Origin of the sequence: Ureibacillus chungkukjangi (assembly GCF_044795995.1) — a bacterium.
Taxonomy (GTDB): domain Bacteria; phylum Bacillota; class Bacilli; order Bacillales_A; family Planococcaceae; genus Ureibacillus; species Ureibacillus chungkukjangi.
Genome location: NZ_CP085009.1, coordinates 1418064 through 1443217 on the forward strand (window position 1 = coordinate 1418064; position 25154 = coordinate 1443217).

Sequence of the window (25154 nt, forward strand, 5' to 3'; positions counted from 1 at the left end):
TCAAATAAATATAAGCTCCCTACACAAACTAGATCCATCTCCAGCACACACAACACGCACCCCAACGCATATTTTCATCCCCAAAATAATATGTTTCTATAAATCTCAAAAAAATAAATCGTTTTAACTTCCAATTTGGACTAGATGCGATTCTAATTTGTAAATTAGCGACATAAAATGTGATACGGACACTAAGTTGAAGTCCTTTGAATGAACGCCTACTAACCGATGCTTCATTCAACATCTAAAAATATAGCTAATATGGGGAGGAATAAATGTGGATTCATTAAAAGTATCGTCTCGCTCTAATCCAAATTCTGTTGCAGGTGCGCTTGTTGCTGTTATTCGAGAGCAAGGGTATGCAGAAATGCAAGCTGTAGGTGCAGGTGCATTAAATCAGGCAGTAAAGGCAGTTGCGATTGCACGAGGTTTCGTTGCGCCAAGTGGCACGGACTTAATTTGTGCACCCGCGTTCGCAGATATCACTATCGGTGGGGAAGATCGCACGGCATTAAAGTTAGTCGTTGAAAAAAGAACTCGATAAACGTTTAAAAAGTTGGAGCCCTTTCAAACCGGCAGAGATGCTGGTTTGGAGGGCTTTTTTAGTGTGAATTGTGGGAGTATATGTTGGTAGGTAAAATGAGTGCCACTTTTTGAAGATGTGAGTAAAAAAAGTGGCGTTCATAGTGGTGATGAAAGCCACTTTCGGAGAGGCGAGTAAAAAAAGTGGCATTCATAGGAGAGCTGAAAGCCACTTTCGAAGAGGCGAGTAAAAAAAGTGGCGTTCATAGGAGAGCTGAAAGCCACTTTCGAAGAGGCGAGTAAAAAAAGTGGCGTTCATAGGAGGAATGAAAGCCACTTTCGAAGGATCCAGTAAAAAAAGTGGCATTCATAGGAGAGCTGAACGCCACTTTCGAAAAGGCGAGTAAAAAAAGTGGTATTCATAGGAGAGCTGAAAGCCACTTTCGAAGGATCCAGTAAAAAAAGTGGCGTTCATAGGAGGAATGAAAGCCCCTTTCGAAGGAGCCAGCAAAAAAAGTGGCGTTCATAGTGGTGATGAAGCCACTTTCGAAAAGGCGAGTAAAAAAAGTGGCGTACATAGGAGAGATGAAAGCCACTTTCGTAGAGGCGAGTAAAAAAAGTGGCGTACATAGGAGAGATGAAAGCCACTTTCGAAGAGGCGAGTAAAAAAAGTGGCGTTCATAGTGGTGATGAAAGCCACTTTCGAAAAGGCGAGTAAAAAAGTGGCATTCATAGGAGAGCTGAACGCCACTTTCGAAAAGGCAAGTAAAAAAAAGTGGCGTACATAGGAGAGCTGAAAGCCACTTTCGAAGAGGCGAGCAAAAAAGTGGCGTTCATAGGAGGAATGAAAGCCACTTTCGAAGGAGCCAGTAAAAAAAGTGGCATTCATAAGAAAGATGAAAGCCACTTCCAAAAAAGCCAGCAATATTTCTGGCGTTCATAAACATTAGGAGATAAAACCTACCTATTTCCTCGATTCCTTAATAATTCAAGAATAAGCTGAAACAAGTAACTTTACATTTTTATTCATAGTACATCCACTGGTGTACACCTACTTTAGTATAATTCTTTTCTAAAATCCGTTGAATTTTCCTTTTAGGAGCTATAATCTTACACCATTCAAATATTCGGTTAGTCGTGACTTTCTCGCCCGGAAATAACAACTTAAACTCCTCAACGCTCCTCAAAACGGCAGCCTTCACCTTTTCCTCAAATCCGCAATCGCTACATATACATATACATTTACTATGATGGACCTCTACGGAAAACGAATGACAAACTGAGCAAGAAATACCCTTGCGTAGGTCTTGATATTGGTAGGAGGGGAGCCTTTTGTAAGGATTTTCGTTTTCATTTAAAGAAAGTAATTTTGCTGCTAACTGTTGATGTTTTTTGCCTAGTGGTGATTGAACCGAGTTAAATTTTTGCATGAAACGGTCGAGTTGATTTGCAAAAAGTATTGGTTTGTCCATAGGAGCCTTGTACAAAACAAACTTAGGGTTGATGAAGATAACTGAAGACTGAATCGAAATGGGGAATTCTAATTTTTGTAATAGTTGACGAATCAGGGAGGTTGTTCGTTCTAATTGCAGTAAGGGGTTGGAGATTTCATTTCCGGGTTTATTTCTCGGAAAAAAGCACTCTTTTTCGTAAAAATAATCACCTTCTAAATTTTTCACTTCGAAAACATGAATTTGATTACTTAAAATCATTAATGCATCCACTTGAAAAATTTGGTTGTTTACCTTGAAAAGCAAATCGTTCAAAACTAGACATGGACATGTAAGTTTTTCTATTAGCTTATCAAATAAGACCTCTCCTATATAGCCTTTATTGAGATTATGGTAGGTTTGATTTGTAGTAGGGGAAGGATACCGATTTTTGAGGGATCTTAGTAGCCTTAATTCTGGGGATTCTGTTCGAGTTTTATAAATCAAATTGTTTAAGTCCTTTCGCTAGGTTAGTAGATACCTATATTTTAGTAAAAATATTACCTAAAATCTAACAAATCTCCAAAATAATTTTTTACTAGATTTAATCAAATGAAAACTCAGATTTTGGTAAAAGTTTCTTCTTATTAAATAACAAATCTAACCAGGCTCGTACTAAGCGCAAACCAATGTCAACAATCTCGTGAACAATGTTTCCGTCAAAGGTCTGATTTTAAAGAAAATGCAGTATTTCCGATAGTTTATGGGATTTGTTCGTGTTAAACTAATGAAGGAAAAAAAGATATAAAAACCGTTTTTAAGGAGTTGTTATTATGTTACATCAGCTTTCGTGGAAAGTCGGTGGGCAGCAAGGTGAAGGTATTGAGAGTACTGGTGAAATTTTCTCAATGGCTATGAATCGTTTAGGTTACCACCTCTACGGCTATCGTCATTTCTCTTCACGTATTAAAGGTGGCCATACGAATAATAAAATTACAGTTCGTCCAACAGAGGTTCGTTCAATTGCGGACGATTTAGATATATTAGTAGCATTTGACCAAGAAACAATAGAAGTAAACTACAAGGAGCTTACTGAGAAAAGTATTATTCTAGCGGATGCGAAGTTCAAGCCGGTTCAGCCAGAAGATTCAAAAGCTCCAGTTTTCATCGTTCCATTTACTGAAATTGCAACAGAATTAGGAACGTCACTTATGAAAAACATGGTTGCCATTGGTTCGACAGCGGCATTATTAAACTTAAATACTTCTGTATTCCAAAGCTTAGTCGATGAAATCTTCGGACGCAAAGGTGAAGAAGTTGTTAAGAAAAACATGGAAGCGATCCAACAAGGATATGACGTAATGAGTGAGCTTCTAGGTGATCGCGTTGGTGAGTGGGAACTTGCTCCTGCTGACGGAAAACGCCGTATGTTCATGATCGGGAATGATGCAATCGCTTTAGGAGCACTTGCAGCAGGTTCACGCTTCATGGCAGCTTACCCAATTACACCAGCTTCTGAAATCATGGAATACTTAATCAAGAAGCTTCCGAAATTCGGTGGGGCAGTTATCCAAACAGAGGACGAAATCGCAGCAGCAACAATGGCAATCGGTGCAAACTACGGTGGCGTGCGTTCATTCACAGCTTCAGCTGGTCCTGGTCTATCACTTATGATGGAAGCAATCGGTTTGTCAGGTATGACTGAGCAACCTTTAGTGATTGTGGATACGCAACGTGGTGGTCCATCAACTGGTCTTCCAACAAAGCAAGAACAGTCGGATCTTATGGCGATGCTGTACGGTACTCACGGTGAAATTCCGAAAGTAGTAATCGCTCCATCAACATTAGAAGAAGCGTTCTTCGATACAATCCAAGCATTTAACATTGCTGAGGAATTACAATTACCTGTCATCATCATGACAGATTTACAATTATCACTTGGAAAGCAAACAACAGAACCATTTGACTATAGTAAAATCGAAATTCGTCGTGGGAAAATTGCCTTCGAGGATCTTGAGCCAGTGGAAAACAAAGATTACTTCAAGCGTTATGAAAATACAGAAGACGGCGTTTCTACACGTGTATTCCCAGGTACTGAAAACGGGATTCACCACGTTACTGGGGTTGAGCATGATGAAACTGGTAAACCAAGTGAATCAGCAGGAAACCGTCAAGTTCAAATGGACAAACGTTTCCGCAAGCTAGAGAAGCTAAACTTCGATACGCCAGTTTACACGAATGCTCCTCATGATGACGCAGATGTGTTATTAGTAGGATTTAACTCAACTCGCGGGGCGCTTGAAGAAGTGCAGGAGCGTTTAACTACTGAAGGCAAGAAGGTAAACCACGCACATATTCGTTTACTATTCCCATTCCCATCAGAGGAAATGGCTGCATTAGTAAACGGTGCGAAAAAGGTTATCGTTGTGGAAAACAACAAAACAGCACAACTTGCTAATATTATGAAGTTAAATATTGGCGGTCACAGTAAAACTCACAGCATCACGAAATATGACGGTACACCGTTCCTACCTCGTGAGCTAGAAAATAAAGTAAAGGAGCTGCTTGACTAATGGCAACTTTTAAAGATTTTCGTAACTCAGTGAAACCAAACTGGTGCCCAGGCTGTGGTGACTTTTCAGTACAAGCAGCAATTCAACGTGCTTCAGCAAATGTCGGCATCGAGCCACATGAATTAGCAGTAGTTGCTGGGATCGGCTGTTCAGGTCGTATCGCTGGTTACATCAACTCATACGGATTCCACGGAATTCACGGCCGCGCGCTACCAATCGCACAAGGTTTGAAAATGGCCAACCGTGATCTAAACGTAATCGCGTCAGGTGGAGACGGAGATGGATTTGCCATCGGTATGGCACATACAGTACATGCCATCCGACGTAACATCGACGTAACTTACGTAGTAATGGATAACCAAATCTATGGTTTAACAAAAGGGCAAACTTCTCCACGTTCAGCACAAGGTTTCATCACGAAATCGACTCCTGGTGGGGCAATCGAGCCATCATTAAAACCATTAGAAGTAGCATTATCTGCGGGGGCAACATTCGTAGCACAAGGCTTCTCAACTGACATCAAAGAGTTAACAGCTTTAATCGAAGCTGGTATCCAGCACAAAGGATTCTCTTTCATCAACGTGTTCAGCCCATGTGTAACTTACAACAAAATCAACACATACGAATGGTTCAAAGAGCACCTAACAAAGCTAGCTGACATCGAAGGTTATGACCCTCAAAATAGAGAGCTAGCAATGCAAACAGTCATGGAAAAAGAAGGCCTAGTAACAGGTATCATCTACCAAGACCTAGAAACAAAGTCATACCAAGAAAAAGTACCAGGCTACTCAGAACAACCACTTTCTGAGCTAGACATGAACCTAGACGAAGGTCAATTTAACGATTTAGTAAAAGAATTTATGTAAGCAAGAGGCTCCCATCAGTTATTGATGGGAGTTTTTTTGTATGCTCTGGGACACGGGGAATCTAGCCAGTTCAATAAATTTGGCACAAATTTATTAAAACTCTTCTGCTTTTCTTTACTTAGTTGTAAGAATTAGTTACTCAAGTGAATTGTTAAGTGCAATGACTTAACGTTTATGCAAAGCGTACACTTCTGAGAATCTAGCCACTTTGAGCAATAATCCCGCCACTTTAGCAATTAATCTAGCCACTTGAAATTTCACAGCAAAATCTTATTAAGAATCATAAACTTTTATCGCAATCAACATGCTGCTTCTTGCACACGAAATATAGAGAAGCGTACACTTCTGAGAATCTAGCCACTTTGAGCAATAATCCCGCCACTTTAGCAATTAATCTAGCCACTTTTTGTCGAAATTCAGCCACTTTCTTCAATAATCTAGCCACTTTCAAAATCCACAGCCGAAACTTATTGTAAATCAAAAATTTTTATCGCATCCTGCATACTTCCTCTTTAAGAACAAACGTCCCTCATAACAAACATTGTTCAATTTTCCAAAACAATGAATCGTCATCCTATTATTGGTTAAGCTAAAGATGATTCTTACTAGAGGATTGAGGAATTTAAATGTCTTCAAAGGATAGTATCAAGTGGATATACGAACAGTTCAAGGATACAAATGAATTGATCGAGAAGAACATGGAATACGATAATAAACATCTTTTGCTGTTTTATATAAAATCGCTAATTGATATGGATATGCTTGAAAAGTTTGTTATTAAGCCCTTCTTTGAGATGTCAACGGAAGAACAGCTTAATTTATATTTGCACGCATTGCCACAGTTTCAGGAGATTACATCAAGAGAACAGGTACAGCTGGAAGTGATGAAGGGCAATACTTTAATTGTCATTCAAAATGAATATTACTTGCTTGATTTTAGATTATCGAAAAACGATGAAGTCAACCAAACATCGATTGAGACCACGATTCATGGTTCACAACTTGCCTTCAGTGACAACCTGGCAACCAACATTAATATCATCCGAACAAACTATCACCAGCCTTCCTTAACGGTTGAGTATATTGTTCAAGGCGAAGTGAATCAACATAAAGTTGCGATTATCTATGATAAAGCTAAAGTGAAAACCCATGTATTAGATACCATTCGAGAGAAGCTTCAAAAGGTTGATAAACAGCTAATTTCGTCAACAACTCAATTGAATAATTATATAAACGATAAGCCAATCACGATTTTTCCTCAAATGATTATGACTGAACGACCGGATCGAATCATCTACAATTTGGCCGGGGGTAAAGTTATTCTTTTTGTGGATGGAAATCCGCAGGCTGTTGCAACGCCAGCAGTATTTTTCGATTTCATGACAACCATGGAGGATAATTATCATACTTTCGTAATTTCGTTATTTTTAAGGATACTTCGATTTGCCGGACTATTTCTAAGTCTTCTTCTACCTGCTATGTATGTAGGCGTTACTTCGTTTACTCCTGAGGTGTTCCGAACTGAACTGGCTTTGACGGTAGCCGGAAGTCGAGTAGGGGTTCCTTTTTCATCCTTTATAGAAGTATTGTTCATGCTTTTTTTTATGGAATTATTATTGGAAGCCAGTATTCGTCTGCCAAAAGCAGTAAGTGCCACTGCTACTACAGTAGGGGGGCTAATTCTTGGAACAGCTGTAACAGAAGCATCACTTGCATCCAATATTATGGTTATTATCGTTTCGGCGGTTGCTATTTCAACCTTTGTTATACCGGTTAATGAAATGGCGTTTTCCATAAGAGTAGTACGTCTATTACTGATACTAGTCACAAGCGTATTTGGTTTGGCCGGGTTAGTATTGGGCTTTTTCGTATTACTGATGTATTTAGTCAATATGGATAGCTTTGGAGAGCCTTATTTGAGACTATATGCATTTTCTAAAAACAAGAAAAGCTCGGAGGGGAAAACGTGAGCCGATATTATTACTACTTAATATTGATTAATATGGTGGCCAATATTATCGCTTCAGTGCCAGCGATTCTGTTTCAATATCATAAGAATGGGGCGGTTTCTTCGATGATATTTGGGATAGTTGCGGGTACTATTCTCGTAACTGTTTATACACGTTTTTTTAATGGCTTTCCGGGGATGACATTACCTGATTTATTAAAGAAAACCACCTCTAAATGGTTCTACAAGCCATTTTTGTTTTTTTTGGCTGTAATGTGGTTTTTGGCAGGATTAATTACGTTAGTAACATTTACCTTCCTCCTAGTGCGATATGTTACTCCCGAGATGCCAATTACCCAAATTAGTCTGACACTTATATTATCTGTCATTTTTGGGTGTCTCATGAGGACTGACCGTGTGTTATACACTGTTGAACTTGTGCTGTTACTTACCTTTCCATTAATACTGTTTATTTTTTACAAGGCATATAGCAGCGATAGTTTAAATCGGGACTTTATAATGGAAGCAGCATTATATGTGAATCAAATGCCGCATGTAAATTCATTCGGTGCATGCTTTTTTTTATTTCTAGGTGTAGCCAATCTATTTATCTTTAACCGATTTTTTACACAAAAACAAAAGTTCAAATTGAAGCATATTTCGATAATCGGTATTATCGCTACCTTAACATTATTTACTACTTATTTTATCCCAATAGGATTCAACGGTTTTGAGAGCATAGATAAACTTGTTTACCCATGGATTTCAACCAGTGATTCGTTGAGGATGGAATTTTTCATGATTGAACGTGTGCTGTTTGTTTTTCTATTCTTCTATTTGGGGATTGCTTTTTTAAGTATACTGATTCACTGGCATGTTTCGATGGAATTTTTGAGGTTTGTTTTCAATTTAGACAATATTAAATTCAAAGGTTTTAAGGTAGGAAAATTTATCCCGGTGCCTATTTTTGTAGCTATATCTTTATTTTTTGTAAGTAGTCTTGATGAATATCAATTATTTCATACTTCTAGCATTTTTTATGACGGTTTAATATTATTATTCCCGTTGTTGATAATACTTTTTTACTTTATAAAAAGGAGAATGAAGGATGCCGAAAAAGCAAAACAAAACTAAATTATTCCTTCTAATTCTTTTACCTATAATTTCCTTGCTATCAGGTTGTGAATTTAAGGATATAGACAAAGATGTATTTGTTTCGATGATAGGCATAGATTTTTCCGGTGATGATGATAAACCTTACAAAATTAGTCTGAAGCTTTACGTACCTACTAGCTCTTTTAAACAGTCTCCAGAACCGGAATATTCTTATATTTCGAAAACTGGGGAGACTTTGACCGAGGCAATACGTATCCTTGAAACCTATTCAGACAAAGAATTGGAATTTGGCCATACGAAGCTAATTGTAATCGGGGAAGAACTATTAAAGGAAAAAAAAGCGGAGGAATTACTGGATTTTTTTCTAAGAAGACCGGAAATTCAACTGATTTCCTGGGTTGCGGTTGGAAAGCCTTCTGCAGAGGAGGTTATAAAAATGGCTCCTCAGGGAGAAAATGCAGCATACCCTGCGTTATTTAACTACTTTGATGGCATTGGAACCGAAAGTCAATATATTGTAACCACTTACTTATTTGATTTCGCAAGAAAAATAAAGGAAAGCGGAGTTGACACAATACTACCCATTATCGAGATTAAAAAAGAGGAGTCTCATTTTGAGGTAAATAAATCCTTAGTATTGACTGATGATGGTGAGCCCCATGAACTTGGAATCTATTCTACATTATTAGTTAACATGATATTAGAGACTGTGGAGGTTGCGGATCTTTTCGTAAAACAAGAAGGACACTATTTTTTTGCGAAAATAAATTCAATAAAATCCAAATATAAAGTAAACATCCTGGATAACAATCAATTAGAACTTGACATAAAAATACACCTCAATGGATATATAACTGAATCAATAAAGCCGTTAAAAGCAGAAGAACTAAAGTACTATAACCAGCTTTTTGTAATGGAGGGGGAAGAGAACTTTGTAGAAGCTCTTTCTGAATTGACCAAGAAAGGGCTTGATCCCATTGGGTTTGGTCTAGATTATAAGGCACGTACATGGCATAATAAACGCATGACGGACGAGGAATGGAAAGAAGCGTACAAAAATGCGAAAATAAAAGTGGAAGTAATTCCGGGATTAAAGAGTACTGGGGCAATTCAATAGTCAAAAGCTTGGAGAAAGATTTTCCAGGCTTTTTTTATTTACAAAAATTTAACATTCCTTATATAGGTACTTTATAGTACTAAACTATGCTAAAAGTATTACTGCGTAGGGGAGTGCATTTAGGTGCGTATGAAACGCTATATTCAAGTGAAGGATCGGCTAATGGTTTTGATGATTGTTTGTATACTTTCAAATTGTATTTTTGCAATTTTTAGTATGGATTATTTGCGAAAAATGGAAAATAACACAGAAAAGATGTACAAGGAAAAGCTTTTGGCTGTTAATGCAATTGCTGACATGGAGGCGTTCATACATACAGGTGACCTGAATCAAGCAAATGAAATTCAAGCCTCGTTAAAGGAATATCAGTTTGATTCAAAAATGGAATTTTACATAACTAATTTAGCTTCAGTATTTGAAGGTGGCAATGAAAGTGAAATCCTGATTGTATCTCAGGAAATGAAAGAGTATGTAACATCTAGAGCCGAAAATCAATTAGATTCCCATCAGCAGGACATTGCATTTGGCTACAAGCTGTTGACAGGAGTTTCTGTTGTGATGATTTTTATAATTATCATTTTAAGTATCGGGGCTACTAGGTCCGTAAATCTGCCAACAAGACAACTGAAAAAGCTACTGAAGCAAGCACAGCAAGGGGATTTCACACAGACAGCCAAATATGATTCAAAGGATGAACTTGGCGAGGTAATGTTAAGCTACAATCAAATGGCTACTGAAGTAAAGGAATTGTTAAAAACGGTTCAACGCAGTGCTGCATCGGTTCATAAAGCGAATGATCAATTACAGACTGCTTCAGAAAAAACAACAAAAGCATCTATACATATCTCTCATGATGCGTCTGATTTAACAACTGCCACAATTAGGTCAACGGAGCAATTGAATGTGAATACGAACGCGTTACAGGAAATTGCCGATGGGGTTGTCTTGATTGCAGAGCGTATTGATTTTATAGAACAAAATATATCGCAAACTGTTAAGGAAGCGAATGCTGGTGTGCAGTTTGTCATTTTTAACAATGAACAAATGCATGAAATCGAACTGGCCGTGAAGAAGTCCTATGATATGATGCAGATTTTAGTGGAGCACTCAAAGGATATCGAGCAGGTTATACAAATCATTAATTCCATAGCAGAGCAAACAAATTTATTGGCATTGAATGCGGCTATCGAGGCGGCTCGAGCAGGGGAATACGGCAAGGGCTTCAGCGTTGTGGCAGGCGAAGTACGCAAACTATCCATACAGTCCGTTAATTCCACAAAAGCGATTGAAGAAATCATACAGAAGATTCAAGGGGACTCCAAGCAATCTGTACAATTCATGAGCAGTGCACTACAGTCCGTTCAAACTGGAATTGATACGACTAATCAAACCGCATCGAAGTTTCAGCAAATCGTGTCAGCAGTCAATGAAATCGGTCCTCACATAGGAGAGGTAGCATCGACAATTAACGTCATTACGGAAAATACAAAAGAGGTGGCCAACAACTCCATGCACCTGAGCGAGGTTTCAAAGGAAAACGCCAAAATGATAGAGCAAGTATCCGCTTCAACAACCGACCAGCTCGACGCAAACAAAGAAATTCACGATGAGATCCAGAAAATCTCAAGAAATATTCGCACGCTTACAACAGCTATTAAAAGGTTTACAATATAATAAATTAAAAACTATTAATTTTCAGAATATTACTTGAGATTAATAGTTTTTTTTGTTATTTTTGAAAGACCAAGAAAAATAGAGGCGATGTAAAATGAAAAGAATATTACTAACTGGATTCGAACCGTTTTTAAGCTTTAAAATCAATCCCACGATGCAGATTGTCGAAGTACTGAATGGAAAGGTTTTTGATGATTTCGAGATTTGCGGCCGTATTATGGAGGTCGATTTTAATAAGTCCTCCAATCAATTGAAGGAGTATATCGATGAGGTGCAGCCTGACATCATTATTTCTCTAGGGCTAGCAGGTGGACGCTACAAAATAACGCCTGAACGGATTGCCATCAATATGAAGGATGGCGAGCCTGACAACAATGGCTTCGCACCAGTTGATGCAAAAATTGCTGAAGAAGGTGCGGATGCGTATTTAACAACCTTACCGGTCCGAAGAATGGTAGATCGATTGAATGGGGAGGGCTATCCTGCAGAAATCTCCAACACAGCCGGGACGTATCTATGTAACAACATTATGTATGAGGGGCTTGCTTATGCAAAGAATCAGGGCAATGTGTTGGCTGGTTTTATTCACATACCTGCGTCATTTGAGCTAGCGATTCAACATGGCAAAATTCCGGGCTGGAATATCCGCGATTTAGTAAATGCTATAGAGCTATGTATAAAGGAAACGGTCAGCTCCGCCAATGAATGACTTTCCAAAGATGATGTGGGTCAGCCAGAACACACTTCGTTTTGCATTTAGCGAGGAAATTTCACAGGAAAGCTTTCTGTTAGTCCAACATTTTAATCGATTTATTCGCAAAATTTTGCAGCATCAGATTATAGAAACAGTACCTGGCTACTATACGATTACGGTTTATCTAAAGGGACGTCAGCATGTAAGCTATGAGAAATTGCTTGAACAATGGCAGGACTATCAAAGGGAAGCGGCTAGTGGTTCGCAATTGATTGGGCGCGAGTTAAGGGTGCCAATCTGCTATGATGAGGAGTTCGCGCCGGATATGGAACGAGTGATGGAGCATACGAATCTGAGCTTTGAAGAGATTGTTTCCTTGCATAGTGGGAGAAGCTATGCTGTACATTTAGTTGGTTTTTTGCCCGGATTTCCGTATTTAGGGGAGCTGGATTCACGGCTCCATGTGCCAAGATTGCAGAAGCCACGAAAGCTTGTGGATGCCTCTTCTGTAGGAATCGGTGGACGGCAAACCGGCATTTATCCTATCGACTCTCCAGGAGGCTGGAATATTATCGGCAGGACTCCCTATCGTTTATTTGATGTGAAAAGTGACGAGCCTACGTTATTTCAAGTAGGTGATTCCGTAACATTTTACGCAATTTCAAAACAGGAATTTCATAAATTAAATCAAGAAAGTGTGTAGTAAATGAAGCCACTACTCAAGGTGAAACGCCAGGGAGTACATGCTAGCGTACAAGACTATGGCAGGTTTGGTTATCGAGCACAAGGAATTCCCGTTTCCGGGGTTATGGATCGGTATTCCTACGAGCTTGGCAATCAAATATTAAACAATCAAGCAAATGCAGCCTGTTTAGAAATTTTCATGGGCGGCTTTGAATTTGAAGCCTTAAGTGATCATACATACGTCCTCACCGGTGCAGTCGGAGATTACTATTTGAATGGTGCAGCGCTTGAGAGCTGGAAGAGCTTTCGAGTGAAAAAAGGGGATATTTTATCATTGAAATGTGCTGTTGAGGGATCAATTCTTTATTTAATTCCCCAGGGTGGCTTGAATGTGGAACTCGTTTTGAAAAGCCAATCCAGTTATCCTCTTGCTAACATCGGTGAGTCAATTATTACTGGAAGTATTCTATATGGCAGCGAGGTACAGCCCCTTCCAAATATACGAGGGTTAATGGCGAATTATCGACCAAAGTTTGAAACTTTGGTTCAAGTTCGATTTTTTAAGGGGCCACATTTTGAGTTATTCACAAATGAGAGTATACAACGGTTTTTGACTCATTCGTTGCAATACATAGGTGGCAACCGGATGGGCTATTATTTTAAGGGTGGAAAGCTTTTGTTACAGGAAAAGAATGAAATCATTTCTGAGGCGACGCAATTTGGGACAATTCAGGTTCCGTCAAGCGGAGAGCCAATCGTATTAATGGCCGATGCACAAACAGTGGGCGGTTACCCGATTATCGGAACGGTGCATGAGGATGATTTAAGCAAGCTCGCACAACTGCGTACGTTTGGGAATGTGATGTTTCACTTGATGGAGGAGGGCGACTAGATAATGAGATTGGATATTAACTGTGATATGGGTGAAAGCTTTGGTGCCTACCGTCTGGGAAATGACTACGAAATACTAGATTATGTAACTTCCATCAACGTGGCATGTGGCTTTCATGCAGGAGACCCAATGATTATGCGCCAAACTGTCAAGCGTGCGATCGAAAAAGGTGTGAAGATTGGTGCCCATCCAGGCTATCCTGATTTGCAGGGATTTGGGCGACGCAATATGGATTTCACCCCCGAAGAAATTTATAACATGATCATTTATCAGGTCGGGGCATTACGTGGCTTTGTTGATGTGGAGAAGACCGAGCTGCATCATGTAAAGCCCCACGGAGCCCTTTACAATCAAAGTGCCAATGACTTAGCTAAAGCTCAAGCTGTCATCGATGCGGTATATGATTTGAATCCCAAGCTGAAGCTCTATTGCCTAGCGGGCAGTTTAATCGCTAAACTCGCTCGAGAGAAGGGGCTCGCTGTGTTTGAAGAAGCCTTTTCAGATCGCAACTACAACGAAGACGGCACATTAGTTTCGCGCTATAGTGAACAAGCGTTGATAACGAATGAGGATGAAATGTTCGAGCATGTAAAAGGGATTCTATTATCTAATGAAGTCATGACGATCCAAAAGAAAGTGATCAAAATAAACGCACAAACTCTATGCATTCATGGTGATGGTGCGCACGCTATGCAGTTCGCGCGTAGAATTAGTGAGCTGGGTTAGTGCTGGGAGGATTTTTGTAAGATTAAGTATATCCGCTATTTTAAGGCAGAAATCCGCCAGTTTTTTCATTATATCCGTCAACTTTTGTGGGAAATCCGCCACTTCATCACAAATATCCGCCAAAATAAAATCTTGCGAGAATGTATTGCAAGATTTCCTTCTAGCAAGTTAAAATTTAAGCAGAATTACACTCGAATTATCCTCTATTAAGAACACCTCACTTTATTTTAACCCACCGGAAAAGGAGAATGCTTTTGTTCATAAAAGACCGACCTATTTCTTCAAAAATTATTGTTTTGGATGCTTTGAAACGTCGGATTGATGTCAATCATCCGCAACATGGCTACGTAAGTTCTTTGTTGCGACGGGCAGAAATTGGCTACCAAGGGGAGATGAAGGTTGACCGCCTATGGAAGGAGCTTGCCGTGCCGACCAACGCTCTTCTCATACATAGCTTTGAAACTACAAATGATATCGGCAATTCGCATCAGATGGATACGTTGTTTGTGTGCCCCCACTTTATTTTTATTCTCGAAATTAAGAATGTTTCCGGCACGATTTGGTACGAAGAAGATAAGCATCAGTTTCTGCGTAGGAAGCGAACGGGGGAGGTTGAAAGTTTTCAGAGCCCCTTCGATCAGGTGCAGCGTCATGCAGAGATGATTGATAGAGTTGTTGGACGTTTGGGCTTGTCGCTGCCGATACACAAAGCGGTTGTGATTGCGGAATCCTCGACGATTATTGGCTCCATTCCAGAAGAATTTCAGATTTTCCATGCGATTGGTTTGCCTGCAGAGCTAAAAAAGTTATTATTAAAGTATAGCAACACCGCACTTTCACCAGTTCACTACGAGTTACTAACTGCCCATCTTCAAAGCATACATAAGACCGGTATCTATGCGCCTAGATTCGAAATTCCGCCACTGCGGATGGGGGCGATTTGTGACTGTGGTCGGGGGATGAGTTTTCACTATGGCAAGTTTGTTTGCACTTGTGGGATGAAATCAAGAGAACCGTTATATCAAGGCTTGCATGACTATAGAGTTTTGTTTGATGAGTGGATTGCAAATCGCGAGTTTAGGGAGTTTTTTTTAATAGATAGTCAGCACTCTGCTAGTAAAATGCTTGCGAAATTGAATTTTTATTCTAAAGGAACTACTAAAAGCAAAAGTTACTTGATTCCAGAAGATATCTGGAGATTTTGATTGCAGAAAAAGAGTATAATTGATTGAAAATTAATAGAATTTTTTTGTGTTTTTTAAAGTGGCTAGATTATTGAAGAAAGTGGCTGAATTTCGACAAAAAGTGGCTAGAATAATTAGCAAACTGGCTAGATTATCTGCAAAAGTGGCTAGATTCTTCTGAAGCGAGCACTTTGCAGCTAATAAAAGCTGCAAATTTAGAGTTTTTGCTCTTAACAATTCACTTAAAGTAACTTTTCTTTAAATCAAGATTGAATGTGATGTTTGCTCGTGATGAAAATTTGTGATTTATAATAAGTTTTGGCTGTGTAAATGGAAGTGGCTAGATTATTGAAGAAAGTGGCTGAATTTCGACAAAAAGTGGCTAGAATAATTAGCAAACTGGCTAGATTATCTGCAAAAGTGGCTAGATTCTTCTAAGCGAGCACTTTGCAGGTAATAAAAGCTGCAAATTTAGAGTTTTTGCTCTTAACAATTCACTTAAAGTAACTTTTCTTTAAATCAAGATTGAATGTGATGTTTGCTCGTGATGAAAATTTGTGATTTATAATAAGTTTTGGCTGTGTAAATGGAAGTGGCTAGATTATTGAAGAAAGTGGCTGAATTTCGACAAAAAGTGGCTAGAATAATTGGCAAACTGGCTAGATTATCTGCAAAAGTGGCGAGATTCCAACCCAAACACAAACCCAAACACAAACCCAAACACAAACCCAAACACAAACCCAAACACAAACCCAAGCCAAACACACCCCAAACCCAAGGAAAAGAGGTCATCAGCTTGAATCAGATTATTGATTTCATTTCTATTAAAAAGCAAAAACAGGATGAGAAGCTTGATAGGATGTTTCGGAAGGCGAATTCGCTGCAGGATGTGCAGGAAATTGACAAGTTGGTGGAGGAGAAGTCGCTTGCGGTGCAGGATCACAAGCTTTTTTTAGCATTTTTGAAATATTTGGAGATAAAAGAGCTGGAGCCGCAAGCTGTTTTTAAAGAAGTTTTGCAGCTGCCTAAGTTTCAGTTTGAGGAGCGGTATCAGATGAATTGGCATTCGGTGGTGCAGCTATGTTTTACGTTTCTCGCGATTTTGAAGAAGAATGATCCTCAGCAGTATTTGGAGTTTATTGTGACGAATTAGTATGCAAGGGGCAGAGCGTGCCTCTCGCGCGGAGGAGTATCTAGAAAAGGATCCGTACTCTACGACGAATTAGTTACAAATCCCTTTATCGAGTCGAGCAGCCTTACATAGCTCAAAATTGAAATCGCTTCCACACCCGCGCCCAACCTAATCCACAAGCAATCGCCTATCAAAGTGGTAAACTGAAACCCAAGCCTATTCCAGTTATTCCAACCCCCCCCCCTCATTGTGACAAATTCGTTAACTTTCCCTAAGCCAAAACTGTACCTCATAACACTCCAAACCACCGTCAACTCGCACTCCAAGCAGATGTTCATCCCATATTCCTTCCAATTCAAAAATAAATTATAATTTTAATACACGTTATTGTTCTTTCTACCTATAATTAGTTATAATATTTAAATGGAGTTCGAATGTATGAAACCAATCTTGAAAGGAGTTTCTAAGATTCAATGAATGAGGAACAACGATTAGCGAGTCAGCAAGTGAATCAACCAAAGCCTAAGAGTGCTAAGCCTGAAAAAGATTATAGCCAATATTTCGAACGAGTGATTACAGCTCCTTCTTTGAAAGATGCGAAAAAGCGTGGGAAAGAGGAAGTAAAGTACCACAAGGATTTCGATATCGATGAAGAGTTTTTGCGTATGGGCAATGGGCGTAAGTTTTTCATTCGTACATACGGATGTCAGATGAACGAGCATGACTCAGAGGTAATGGCTGGGATTTTCATGCAGCTTGGGTATGAACCTACTGACAGAATAGAAGAGGCAGATGTTGTTCTATTAAACACATGTGCAATTCGTGAAAATGCTGAAAATAAAGTATTTGGTGAGCTTGGCTACCTATTAAAATATAAGCGTCAAAATCCTGAATTGTTAATCGGCGTTTGTGGCTGTATGTCACAGGAAGAGTCGGTTGTAAATAAAATTTTAACAACATATCAACATGTAGACATGGTTTTCGGTACACATAATATTCACCGATTACCGAACATTTTAAAAGAAGCTTACATGTCCAAGGAAATGGTGATCGAGGTTTGGTCGAAGGAAGGGGACGTAATTGAGAACCTTCCAAAGCAACGTAATGGTGCCATTAAGGCTTGGGTGAACATCATGTACGGCTGCGACAAATTCTGTACATACTGTATCGTTCCTTACACACGAGGGAAAGAGCGCAGTCGACGTCCAGATGAGATTATTCAAGAGGTGCGTGAGTTGGCAGCTCAGGGCTATCAGGAAATTATGCTGTTAGGTCAAAACGTTAATGCTTACGGGAAAGACTTTGAGGATATTGAATACCGACTAGGGGATTTAATGGACGAGCTGCGCAAGATTGATATTCCGCGTATCCGTTTCACAACGAGTCACCCGCGCGACTTCGACGATCATTTAATCGAGGTGCTAGCTAAAGGCGGCAATCTTGTGGAGCACATTCACTTACCTGTGCAATCAGGCTCGAATGATATTCTGAAAATCATGGCTCGTAAGTATACACGTGAGCACTTCCTAGAATTAGTTCGTAAAATCAAGGTAGCTATTCCTGATGTAACATTAACAACTGACATCATTGTGGGATATCCGAATGAAACAGAGGAGCAATTCCAGGAAACACTTGATTTGTATCGAGAGGTTGGATTTGAAATGGCCTTCACTTATATTTATTCTCCACGTGAAGGTACACCAGCTGCGAAAATGATTGATAATGTTCCTCAGGAAGTGAAAAAGGAGCGTCTACACCGATTAAATGCGGTGGTAGAAGAGTTCTCGGCTGCCGGATTGAAACCACTTGAAGGGCAAGTAGTTGAAGTGTTGGTAGAAGGTAGCAGTAAAAAACGTGATGACGTACTTGCTGGTTACACACGCAAAAATAGATTAGTTAACTTTGACGGTCCTAAAGAATTAGTGGGCCACATTGTAAAAGTAAAAATACTCGAGGCGAAATCTTACTCCCTACGTGGTGAGTTTGTAGAGGTCGTACATCGACATGAGGTGGAAGTATAATGACAACTAAAGTTTACACAAAAGACGAAATCGTAGAAAAAGCAAAAGAAATCGCACATATGATTGCTAACACGGAGGAAGTGGAGTTTTTCAAAAAAGCTGAAGAGCAAATTAACGAAAACCAACACATCCGTGAAAAAATTGCGAGCCTTAAAACTTTACAAAAACAAGTGGTAAATTTCCAGCACTTAGGTAAAGAAAAAGCTGTAAAATTAGTTGAAGGTAAAATCGCTAAAATCGAAGAAGAAATCGATGAAACACCAATCGTGCAACAGTTCAAGCAATCACAAATGGACGTAAACAATTTGCTACAATTAGTATCAAACGCAATCGCTAATAGCGTAACAAATGAAATCGTTGAATCAACTGGTGGCGACATTCTTAAAGGTGAAACTGGCTCAAAAGTACGCAACAGTGAACCAGGAAGCTGTTCATAAGATTTAAATTAGATGAAATGCTCGAGAACCCCTACATCCTCTATGGTTTGTAGGGGTTCTCTATTTTGTTTTGTATCTACCTCCAAATTATGAGTTTTTTAATTGTTGGGAGAGGGAAAAATAAAACAAGAAGCCAAAAAGAGAGAGAAGTGAGTATATGATAGATGAATTATTTGGCCTTTATGATTTATTAATCAAAAAAGAGCAAACGATGAATGAGACACTTCAAATGGTAAGCAGTGTAAAGGGCAATCAATTCTTAGAGGAAGTAATTATCCGTACAGAAAAACTCATCGTGAAATCCTTTGGAGGTCAAGAGGAGCATTGGCTAGAAATCAATCAATTTAATGATGCTTTCTTCCAATATCGACATAATTTTATCAAAAGGGATCATCTCATCTCTATAATTAAGAAGACGATAGGTTAATTAAGGTTCCAGCCCTTACCGCGTGAGGTGTGCTACCAGAAGTTTTGAATTTCTAGCAAAAACAAGGTTTAGGAACTAGAAAACCGGGCAATTTGTTACTACAAATAATCTGAAAATAGCAAAAAAATATATAATCAAAAAAAAGGAGGAATTTTTCTGGAAAAACTAATAAGTCTGATGGTCATCGCTGTGGTATTGACTGCTTGTGGAACTGATGAAACAGAAGTGCAGCCGCAAACTGACGAACAGATCGTAGAAGAAGTTGAAGCAGCAGAGGATCAGGGAGAACAAGGGAAAGAAAATGAAGAATCTGTTGAAGCTGATTCAAGTGAAGCAGATCCAAAAAGCCTTCAAAGTACTATTCCTAGCGAATGGGAAGTGACATTACCAACGGATTTTCCTGTCACAGAAGGGAAGCATTTAACTGCTATCACATCTTCAGAGGAGAATGAAGTAACCTACGAATTTTATGAAACAGATCAAGAGCTACCTATAAATGATCCGAATGTAAAAAAATCTGGTCAATTTATCGGGAAATTAGTAATTACTAAATATGAAACAGCAGAGGCTGCAGGTGAAGAGATTGATCAAACTGTATTCGCTGATGGAGATCCGGTTGATTTAGGGCATGGCATAATGGGTTATCAGGATGGAGGCGCGGGTTCCTTATTTACAAGCTGGAATGAAGGTCGCTGGGCAATCACCGCTCGTTCAACAACAGAAAAGTCAGAAGAAAGCTTGGCAACAGCAAAAGAAACGGTAGAATTTTTGGAAACGAATACAATGCCAATTCCAAAGGAGTATGGTCATTTGCATGTTGATGCTGAAGAAAGCGGCAGTCTAGCCAAATGGCAAAAGCAGAACATCGTTTATACACTAACCGATTTCGGTGACAAAACACTGGATTGGCTTGTAACGTTTGAATAAGTTACCGTCTTATAGACTTTAAATTAGAGAGACTATAGAGCTCTTTTGCGTTCTCTATAGTCATCAGTCAAGCGCTTTCCAGGAATATAGGAAAGTGCTTTTTTCTATTTCTTAATATTGTAAAACACTTAGTATTTTTTCACCGTTATTGGGTAGGAGTATGTATTAATGCTAAGCCGAAAAGAATAGAGGATATATGGCACTGAAAAAATGGTTTCTTTATTCGGTGGTAACTTTAAATTAAATTTGTTGACATTATACCTATGGGGGTATAATATGTGTGTATCAGCTAATCAATTACTGAAGGAGGCGATTTACTTGAATTCATATGATGATAAAGTTAGAAATCGAGTGAAACGTATGGAGGGTCAGCTTCGGGGCATTTTAAAAATGATGGACGAAGGAAAAGATTGTAAGGATGTCATCACACAACTTTCAGCGGTTCGTTCAGGAGTGGATCGTTCAATTGGTTTAATTGTAAGTCAAAACTTAATTGAATGTATCCAAAATGCTAACGGAGATGAGGCAGCATTAAATGAATCGGTACAAGAAGCTGTAAGTCTATTTGTAAAAAGTCGTTAATTATATTAATCGACTTTTACTTTTAAATAAAAAAATACCCATACAGGTATAATTGGAGGTGCTATATGGAAGTTTGGTTTATTATAATAGCGGCAATTTTATTTATCCTTTGGCGTATGAAACCATCAAAAGGGACAAAAACCATTTCAACCAATACTCTCATGGGTATATTGAATGATCGTGATAAAGTATTTATAGATGTTCGAACGCCCGGTGAATATAAAGGTAGAAGTATCCCTCAATTTAAAAATATACCGTTAGGATCCGATTTTTCGAAGTTACCTAAAGACAAAGAAATAGTGGTGATTTGTCAAAGTGGGATGCGAAGTGCACAGGCATGTAATCAGCTAAAAAAGTTAGGCTATGAAAAAGTTACGAATGTTCGTGGGGGCATGAGTGCTTGGAGAAGTTGAAAAAAGATAGGAGCATAAAATAAATGAAAGAAATTAGCACAATTGAAGTTCAACAACGTTTAGAAAATGGGGAAAAGCTAAATTTAATCGACGTACGTGAAGTGGCTGAGATACAAGAAGCTCATATTCCTGGTATTATTCATATTCCATTAGGGTTACTTGAATTCCGTATCCAGGAACTCGAAATAAGTAAACCTTATATTATGGTTTGCCGTTCAGGTGGTCGCAGTGGCCAAGCAACACAATATTTAGAGGCTCAAGGCTTTGATGTAAAAAATATGACTGGTGGAATGCTTTCTTGGGAAGGTAAGGTTGAATAAACTTTGGCTTCAAAATTTTTTAAATAAAAATATACCTATAGGGGTATTTGGGGGTTGTGAAATATGGCTATTAAAGCGGATGTACACTTAGACGCAAAAGGCTTTGCATGTCCAATGCCAATAGTGAAAACAAAAAAAGCAATGAACAATCTATCGGAGGGTCAAGTATTAGAAGTGCAGGCAACAGATAAAGGCTCTTTGGCTGATTTAAAAGCATGGGCTGAAAGTGTTGGCCATCAGTATATAGGAACAGTAGATGAAAAAGATGTGTTATTTCACTATCTTCGTAAAAGCAGTAACGATGAAGTAGAAGGGAAGACATATGAGCAAATGATTTCAAATGAAGAGATACTAGAGCGTGTATCAAATGGCAGTATTATTCTAGATGTTAGAGAAGAAGCTGAATATGCGTTTGGTCATATTGAAGGTTCTAAATCGATCCCAATGGGTGAGTTAGAAAAACGTTTAATTGAGCTTGATAAAGATAAGGAAATCTTGGTGATTTGTCGTACAGGAGTACGCAGTGGTTTAGCAGCGCAAAAATTAGCTGATAAAGGCTTTGCAAAAGTAGTAAACGTGCTACCAGGAATGAATTCTTGGAACGGCAATTTATCAAAAAAAATATAAAAATTATTAACTGGAGGAATTTTATTATGTCTAACAAAGTAGCAATTATCGCAAGTAACGGTGGTCTTTTCGACGCATATAAAGTATTTAATATCGCAACGGCAGCGGCGGCAACTGAAAAAGAGGTTGCTATCTTCTTTACATTTGAAGGATTGAATTTAATTCATAAACAAGGAATGCAACAGTTGCCTATGCCAGAAGGTCGTGAAAACTATGCAGAAGGTTTTGCGAAAGCAAATGTACCAAGTATCCCAGAATTAGTTGAAATAGCGCAAGAATTGGGTGTTAAATTCATTGGTTGCCAAATGACAATGGATGTGATGGGCTTAAGAAAAGTGGATTTTATTGATGGCATTGAAGTTGGCGGAGCTGTAACATTCCTGGAATTTGCTAAAGATGCAGCACCAAGCTTAACATTTTAAATTATTAGAAATCTAGTGGAAGGGAAAGTCCTTCCACTTTAAAAAAAATAAAAATTATACCTGTGGGGGTAATCGGTTGTGACAGTTCTTAAAATGGCAGCTGCAGAAGTAGCACGTAAAGTTATTGATGATAAAGAGTTATTTATTTTAGATGTACGTAACAAAGATGCATATGAAGACTGGAAAATCGAAGGACATAGCTTTGATTATTTAAATATTCCTTATTTTGATTTATTGGATGGGGTAGATGAAATTTTACCGACACTTCCAATGGACAAGGATGTATTGGTGGTATGTGCAAAAGAAGGTTCGTCTCTTATGGTAGCTGAAATGCTTTCAGAAGCAGGTAGAGAGGTATTTTACCTTGAGGGTGGCATGAAATCCTGGAGTTCTTATCTTGAACCAATTAAAGTGGCTGACTTAACAGGAGGCGGGGAACTATATCAATTTGTTCGTCTGGGGAAAGGTTGTCTTTCCTATATGGTGCTTTCGGAAGGGGAAGCGGCTATTATTGATGCTGTTCGTTTCACTGATGTATTCACTAATTTTGCAAAAGAGAAAAATGTTGAAATTGTCCATGTATTTGATACCCATCTACATGCCGATCACATTTCAGGTGGGCGCCATATCGCAGAAGTAACCGATGCGACATATTATTTACCACCAAAAGATGCAGACGAAGTGGTATTTGATTACACAACTCTAGAAGATGGCTTAGCAGTGAAGATTGGCGCCTCTCAAATAGAAGTAGGAGCACTTTACTCACCGGGTCACACAATTGGCTCAACCTCATTCATTGTGGACAGCAAGTATTTATTAACAGGTGATATTTTATTTATTGATTCAATTGGACGCCCGGACTTAGCGGGTGTTGCGGATGATTGGGTAGGTGATCTTCGTGAAACATTATATCGTCGTTACCGTGAATTAGCAGAGGACTTAGTGGTGCTACCGGCTCATTTTATGATAATTGATGAGTTAAATGAAGACGGTACAGTTGCAAAACGGCTAGGAGACTTATTTGCACATAATCACGGTTTAAATATCGAAAGCGAAGAAGTATTCCATCATACTGTGACAGATAACTTGCCTCCACAACCTAATGCATACGAACAAATTCGACAAGTGAACATGGGTAAAATTACTCCAAGTTATGAGGAACAAACTGAGATGGAAATTGGTCCAAACCGATGTGCTGTTCGATAATTGAATTGTAAGGGATAAGCCAATAACACTACCTAAAAGGAACGGTACTAGTAGATTCTTATAAAAAACGAATGAAAGGATGATTACTCAGATGGAGCCAACAAAAGTTTTAGATGTAAAAGGAATGACTTGTCCTATGCCAATCGTACGTACAAAAAAAGAGATGGATACTTTAAATTCAGGTGATATTTTAGAAGTTCATGTAACAGATAAAGGTGCATTAGCAGATATGCCTGCTTGGGCAAATGCAGCAGGACACACAATTATTGAACAAGCAGAAACTGCTGATTTAATTACATTCTTTATTAAAAAAGCATAGTAGAAAACGAGTTTCGCCAACTCATTGAAAGGGGGAAAGGACATGGATCTATATTATATACTGGTGCTTTTTGGTATAGGATTTATCGGCTCCTTTCTGTCCGGAATGTTGGGAATTGGTGGGGCGATCGTGAAATACCCTTTGCTCCTTATGGTTCCCCTACTATTTGGTTTACATGAATTAACAGCACATGAGGTTACAGGAATCAGTGCATTAGATGTATTATTTGTCTCTATAGCTGGCGTCATTGGGTTTTGGAAAGGTAACTATCTAAATAAATCATTAATAACTTTAATGGGTATCTCTATATTAATTGGTACATTTATCGGTAGTTTTGGTTCCCATATTTTATCCGAAAACCAAATAAATATCGTTTATGGAATTCTAGCAATAATAGCGGCAATCATGATGTTTATCCCTAAAAAAGAAGTTGATGATATTCCTCTAGAGGAAGTGATTTTCAACAAACCACTGGCAGCAATTTTGGCATTCGTTGTCGGGATCAGTTCAGGAATAGTAGGAGCAGGTGGGGGGTTTTTATTAATTCCGATTATGCTATTAATTCTTCATATCCCAACACGTATGGCAATTGCATCAAGTTTAGCAATCACGCTTATTTCGTCTGTTGCGGGTTCAATTGGGAAAGTGACAACTGGACAAGTAGAATTCTTACCAGCAGTGATAATTATTGCAGCCGGAATAATCTCAGCTCCTATGGGGGCAAAAATAAGTACAAAAATGAACGCAAAGGTATTACAAAATATTTTAGCTGTATTAATTCTTACAACCGCAGTGAAAATATGGATTGATATTTTAAAATAGAAAGAAGATTATTTAAAATAATCTTCTAAAATCGAAGGAGATTGCCCATTCGATTAGGTAGGACCAATATCTA

The 25154-nt window shown here is 38.7% G+C and carries 27 protein-coding genes; 26 read left to right on the top strand and 1 reads right to left on the bottom strand.

Features of this window, described 5'->3' with window-relative positions:
- Window positions 1–277 precede the first annotated feature (277 nt).
- On the top strand, window positions 278–544 hold the full coding sequence (locus tag LG296_RS06905; protein WP_107932954.1) for a stage V sporulation protein S: 267 nt from the start codon (window positions 278–280) through the stop codon (window positions 542–544).
- Between the two features lie 753 nt (window positions 545–1297).
- Window positions 1298–1465, top strand: a complete 168-nt coding sequence (locus tag LG296_RS06910) for a hypothetical protein (RefSeq protein WP_404427751.1) — start codon at window positions 1298–1300, stop codon at window positions 1463–1465.
- Between the two features lie 79 nt (window positions 1466–1544).
- Here LG296_RS06910 and LG296_RS06915 read toward each other — a convergent pair whose 3' ends face one another.
- Window positions 1545–2459, bottom strand: a complete 915-nt coding sequence (locus tag LG296_RS06915) for a nuclease-related domain-containing protein (protein WP_404427752.1) — start codon at window positions 2457–2459, stop codon at window positions 1545–1547.
- A gap of 326 nt (window positions 2460–2785) precedes the next feature.
- On the opposite strand from LG296_RS06915, the gene LG296_RS06920 reads away from it, so the two are divergent.
- From LG296_RS06920 to LG296_RS07035, 24 genes are all read left to right on the top strand, one after another.
- Window positions 2786–4525 carry a 2-oxoacid:acceptor oxidoreductase subunit alpha gene (locus tag LG296_RS06920; RefSeq protein WP_404427753.1) on the top strand — a complete coding sequence of 580 codons (1740 nt, stop codon included), beginning with the start codon at window positions 2786–2788 and terminating at the stop codon, window positions 4523–4525.
- Entirely contained in the window at window positions 4525–5391 is an 867-nt protein-coding gene (locus LG296_RS06925) for a 2-oxoacid:ferredoxin oxidoreductase subunit beta (RefSeq protein WP_251397493.1), read from the top strand. Before LG296_RS06920 ends, LG296_RS06925 begins: the two co-directional genes overlap by 1 nt.
- A gap of 626 nt (window positions 5392–6017) precedes the next feature.
- Complete coding sequence (locus LG296_RS06930) at window positions 6018–7361, top strand: spore germination protein (protein WP_251397495.1); 1344 nt, start codon at window positions 6018–6020, stop codon at window positions 7359–7361.
- Complete coding sequence (locus tag LG296_RS06935) at window positions 7358–8473, top strand: GerAB/ArcD/ProY family transporter (RefSeq protein ID WP_404427754.1); 1116 nt, start codon at window positions 7358–7360, stop codon at window positions 8471–8473. Before LG296_RS06930 ends, LG296_RS06935 begins: the two co-directional genes overlap by 4 nt.
- Window positions 8448–9572 carry a Ger(x)C family spore germination protein gene (locus tag LG296_RS06940; RefSeq protein WP_404427755.1) on the top strand — a complete coding sequence of 375 codons (1125 nt, stop codon included), beginning with the start codon at window positions 8448–8450 and terminating at the stop codon, window positions 9570–9572. Before LG296_RS06935 ends, LG296_RS06940 begins: the two co-directional genes overlap by 26 nt.
- A 129-nt stretch (window positions 9573–9701) precedes the next feature.
- Window positions 9702–11246: a methyl-accepting chemotaxis protein gene (locus tag LG296_RS06945; RefSeq protein WP_404427756.1), complete on the top strand. Its 1545-nt coding sequence runs from the start codon at window positions 9702–9704 to the stop codon at window positions 11244–11246.
- A gap of 94 nt (window positions 11247–11340) precedes the next feature.
- Window positions 11341–11955 (top strand): pyroglutamyl-peptidase I, encoded by a 615-nt coding sequence (locus LG296_RS06950; RefSeq protein WP_404427757.1) that lies wholly within the window; start codon window positions 11341–11343, stop codon window positions 11953–11955.
- On the top strand, window positions 11948–12643 hold the full coding sequence (gene pxpB / locus LG296_RS06955) for a 5-oxoprolinase subunit PxpB (protein ID WP_404427758.1): 696 nt from the start codon (window positions 11948–11950) through the stop codon (window positions 12641–12643). The genes LG296_RS06950 and pxpB overlap by 8 nt, the downstream gene beginning before the upstream one ends.
- A gap of 3 nt (window positions 12644–12646) precedes the next feature.
- The gene (locus LG296_RS06960; RefSeq protein WP_404427759.1) at window positions 12647–13516 is read left to right on the top strand and encodes a biotin-dependent carboxyltransferase family protein; all 870 of its coding nucleotides are present in this window, start codon (window positions 12647–12649) and stop codon (window positions 13514–13516) included.
- Window positions 13517–14242, top strand: a complete 726-nt coding sequence (locus LG296_RS06965) for a 5-oxoprolinase subunit PxpA (RefSeq protein WP_404427971.1) — start codon at window positions 13517–13519, stop codon at window positions 14240–14242.
- A gap of 254 nt (window positions 14243–14496) precedes the next feature.
- Window positions 14497–15447, top strand: a complete 951-nt coding sequence (locus LG296_RS06970; protein ID WP_404427760.1) for a nuclease-related domain-containing protein — start codon at window positions 14497–14499, stop codon at window positions 15445–15447.
- A gap of 565 nt (window positions 15448–16012) precedes the next feature.
- Window positions 16013–16579: a hypothetical protein gene (locus LG296_RS06975; protein ID WP_404427762.1), complete on the top strand. Its 567-nt coding sequence runs from the start codon at window positions 16013–16015 to the stop codon at window positions 16577–16579.
- A 452-nt stretch (window positions 16580–17031) separates the two neighbouring features.
- Window positions 17032–18579, top strand: coding sequence for a tRNA (N6-isopentenyl adenosine(37)-C2)-methylthiotransferase MiaB (gene miaB, locus LG296_RS06980; protein WP_107932979.1), 1548 nt, complete (start codon window positions 17032–17034; stop codon window positions 18577–18579).
- The gene (locus LG296_RS06985) at window positions 18579–19016 is read left to right on the top strand and encodes a RicAFT regulatory complex protein RicA family protein (RefSeq protein WP_251397517.1); all 438 of its coding nucleotides are present in this window, start codon (window positions 18579–18581) and stop codon (window positions 19014–19016) included. The genes miaB and LG296_RS06985 overlap by 1 nt, the downstream gene beginning before the upstream one ends.
- A 157-nt stretch (window positions 19017–19173) precedes the next feature.
- Window positions 19174–19443 carry a hypothetical protein gene (locus LG296_RS06990; RefSeq protein WP_107932983.1) on the top strand — a complete coding sequence of 90 codons (270 nt, stop codon included), beginning with the start codon at window positions 19174–19176 and terminating at the stop codon, window positions 19441–19443.
- Window positions 19444–19620: 177 nt separating this feature from the next.
- Window positions 19621–20370, top strand: a complete 750-nt coding sequence (locus LG296_RS06995; RefSeq protein WP_404427763.1) for a hypothetical protein — start codon at window positions 19621–19623, stop codon at window positions 20368–20370.
- A 276-nt stretch (window positions 20371–20646) separates the two neighbouring features.
- Window positions 20647–20952, top strand: a complete 306-nt coding sequence (locus LG296_RS07000) for a metal-sensitive transcriptional regulator (protein ID WP_251397523.1) — start codon at window positions 20647–20649, stop codon at window positions 20950–20952.
- A 65-nt stretch (window positions 20953–21017) separates the two neighbouring features.
- The gene (locus tag LG296_RS07005; RefSeq protein ID WP_251397526.1) at window positions 21018–21365 is read left to right on the top strand and encodes a rhodanese-like domain-containing protein; all 348 of its coding nucleotides are present in this window, start codon (window positions 21018–21020) and stop codon (window positions 21363–21365) included.
- A 23-nt stretch (window positions 21366–21388) separates the two neighbouring features.
- A complete protein-coding gene (locus tag LG296_RS07010; RefSeq protein WP_251397529.1) occupies window positions 21389–21685 on the top strand; it encodes a rhodanese-like domain-containing protein in 297 nt (98 codons plus the stop codon).
- A gap of 63 nt (window positions 21686–21748) precedes the next feature.
- Window positions 21749–22312, top strand: a complete 564-nt coding sequence (locus tag LG296_RS07015; RefSeq protein WP_251397532.1) for a sulfurtransferase TusA family protein — start codon at window positions 21749–21751, stop codon at window positions 22310–22312.
- A gap of 26 nt (window positions 22313–22338) precedes the next feature.
- Window positions 22339–22734, top strand: coding sequence for a DsrE/DsrF/DrsH-like family protein (locus LG296_RS07020; RefSeq protein WP_251397536.1), 396 nt, complete (start codon window positions 22339–22341; stop codon window positions 22732–22734).
- A gap of 93 nt (window positions 22735–22827) precedes the next feature.
- Complete coding sequence (locus LG296_RS07025) at window positions 22828–23940, top strand: MBL fold metallo-hydrolase (RefSeq protein ID WP_404427972.1); 1113 nt, start codon at window positions 22828–22830, stop codon at window positions 23938–23940.
- Window positions 23941–24031: 91 nt separating this feature from the next.
- Entirely contained in the window at window positions 24032–24259 is a 228-nt protein-coding gene (locus LG296_RS07030) for a sulfurtransferase TusA family protein (RefSeq protein WP_251397542.1), read from the top strand.
- A 42-nt stretch (window positions 24260–24301) separates the two neighbouring features.
- Window positions 24302–25081, top strand: a complete 780-nt coding sequence (locus tag LG296_RS07035) for a sulfite exporter TauE/SafE family protein (RefSeq protein ID WP_404427764.1) — start codon at window positions 24302–24304, stop codon at window positions 25079–25081.
- Window positions 25082–25154 lie beyond the last annotated feature (73 nt).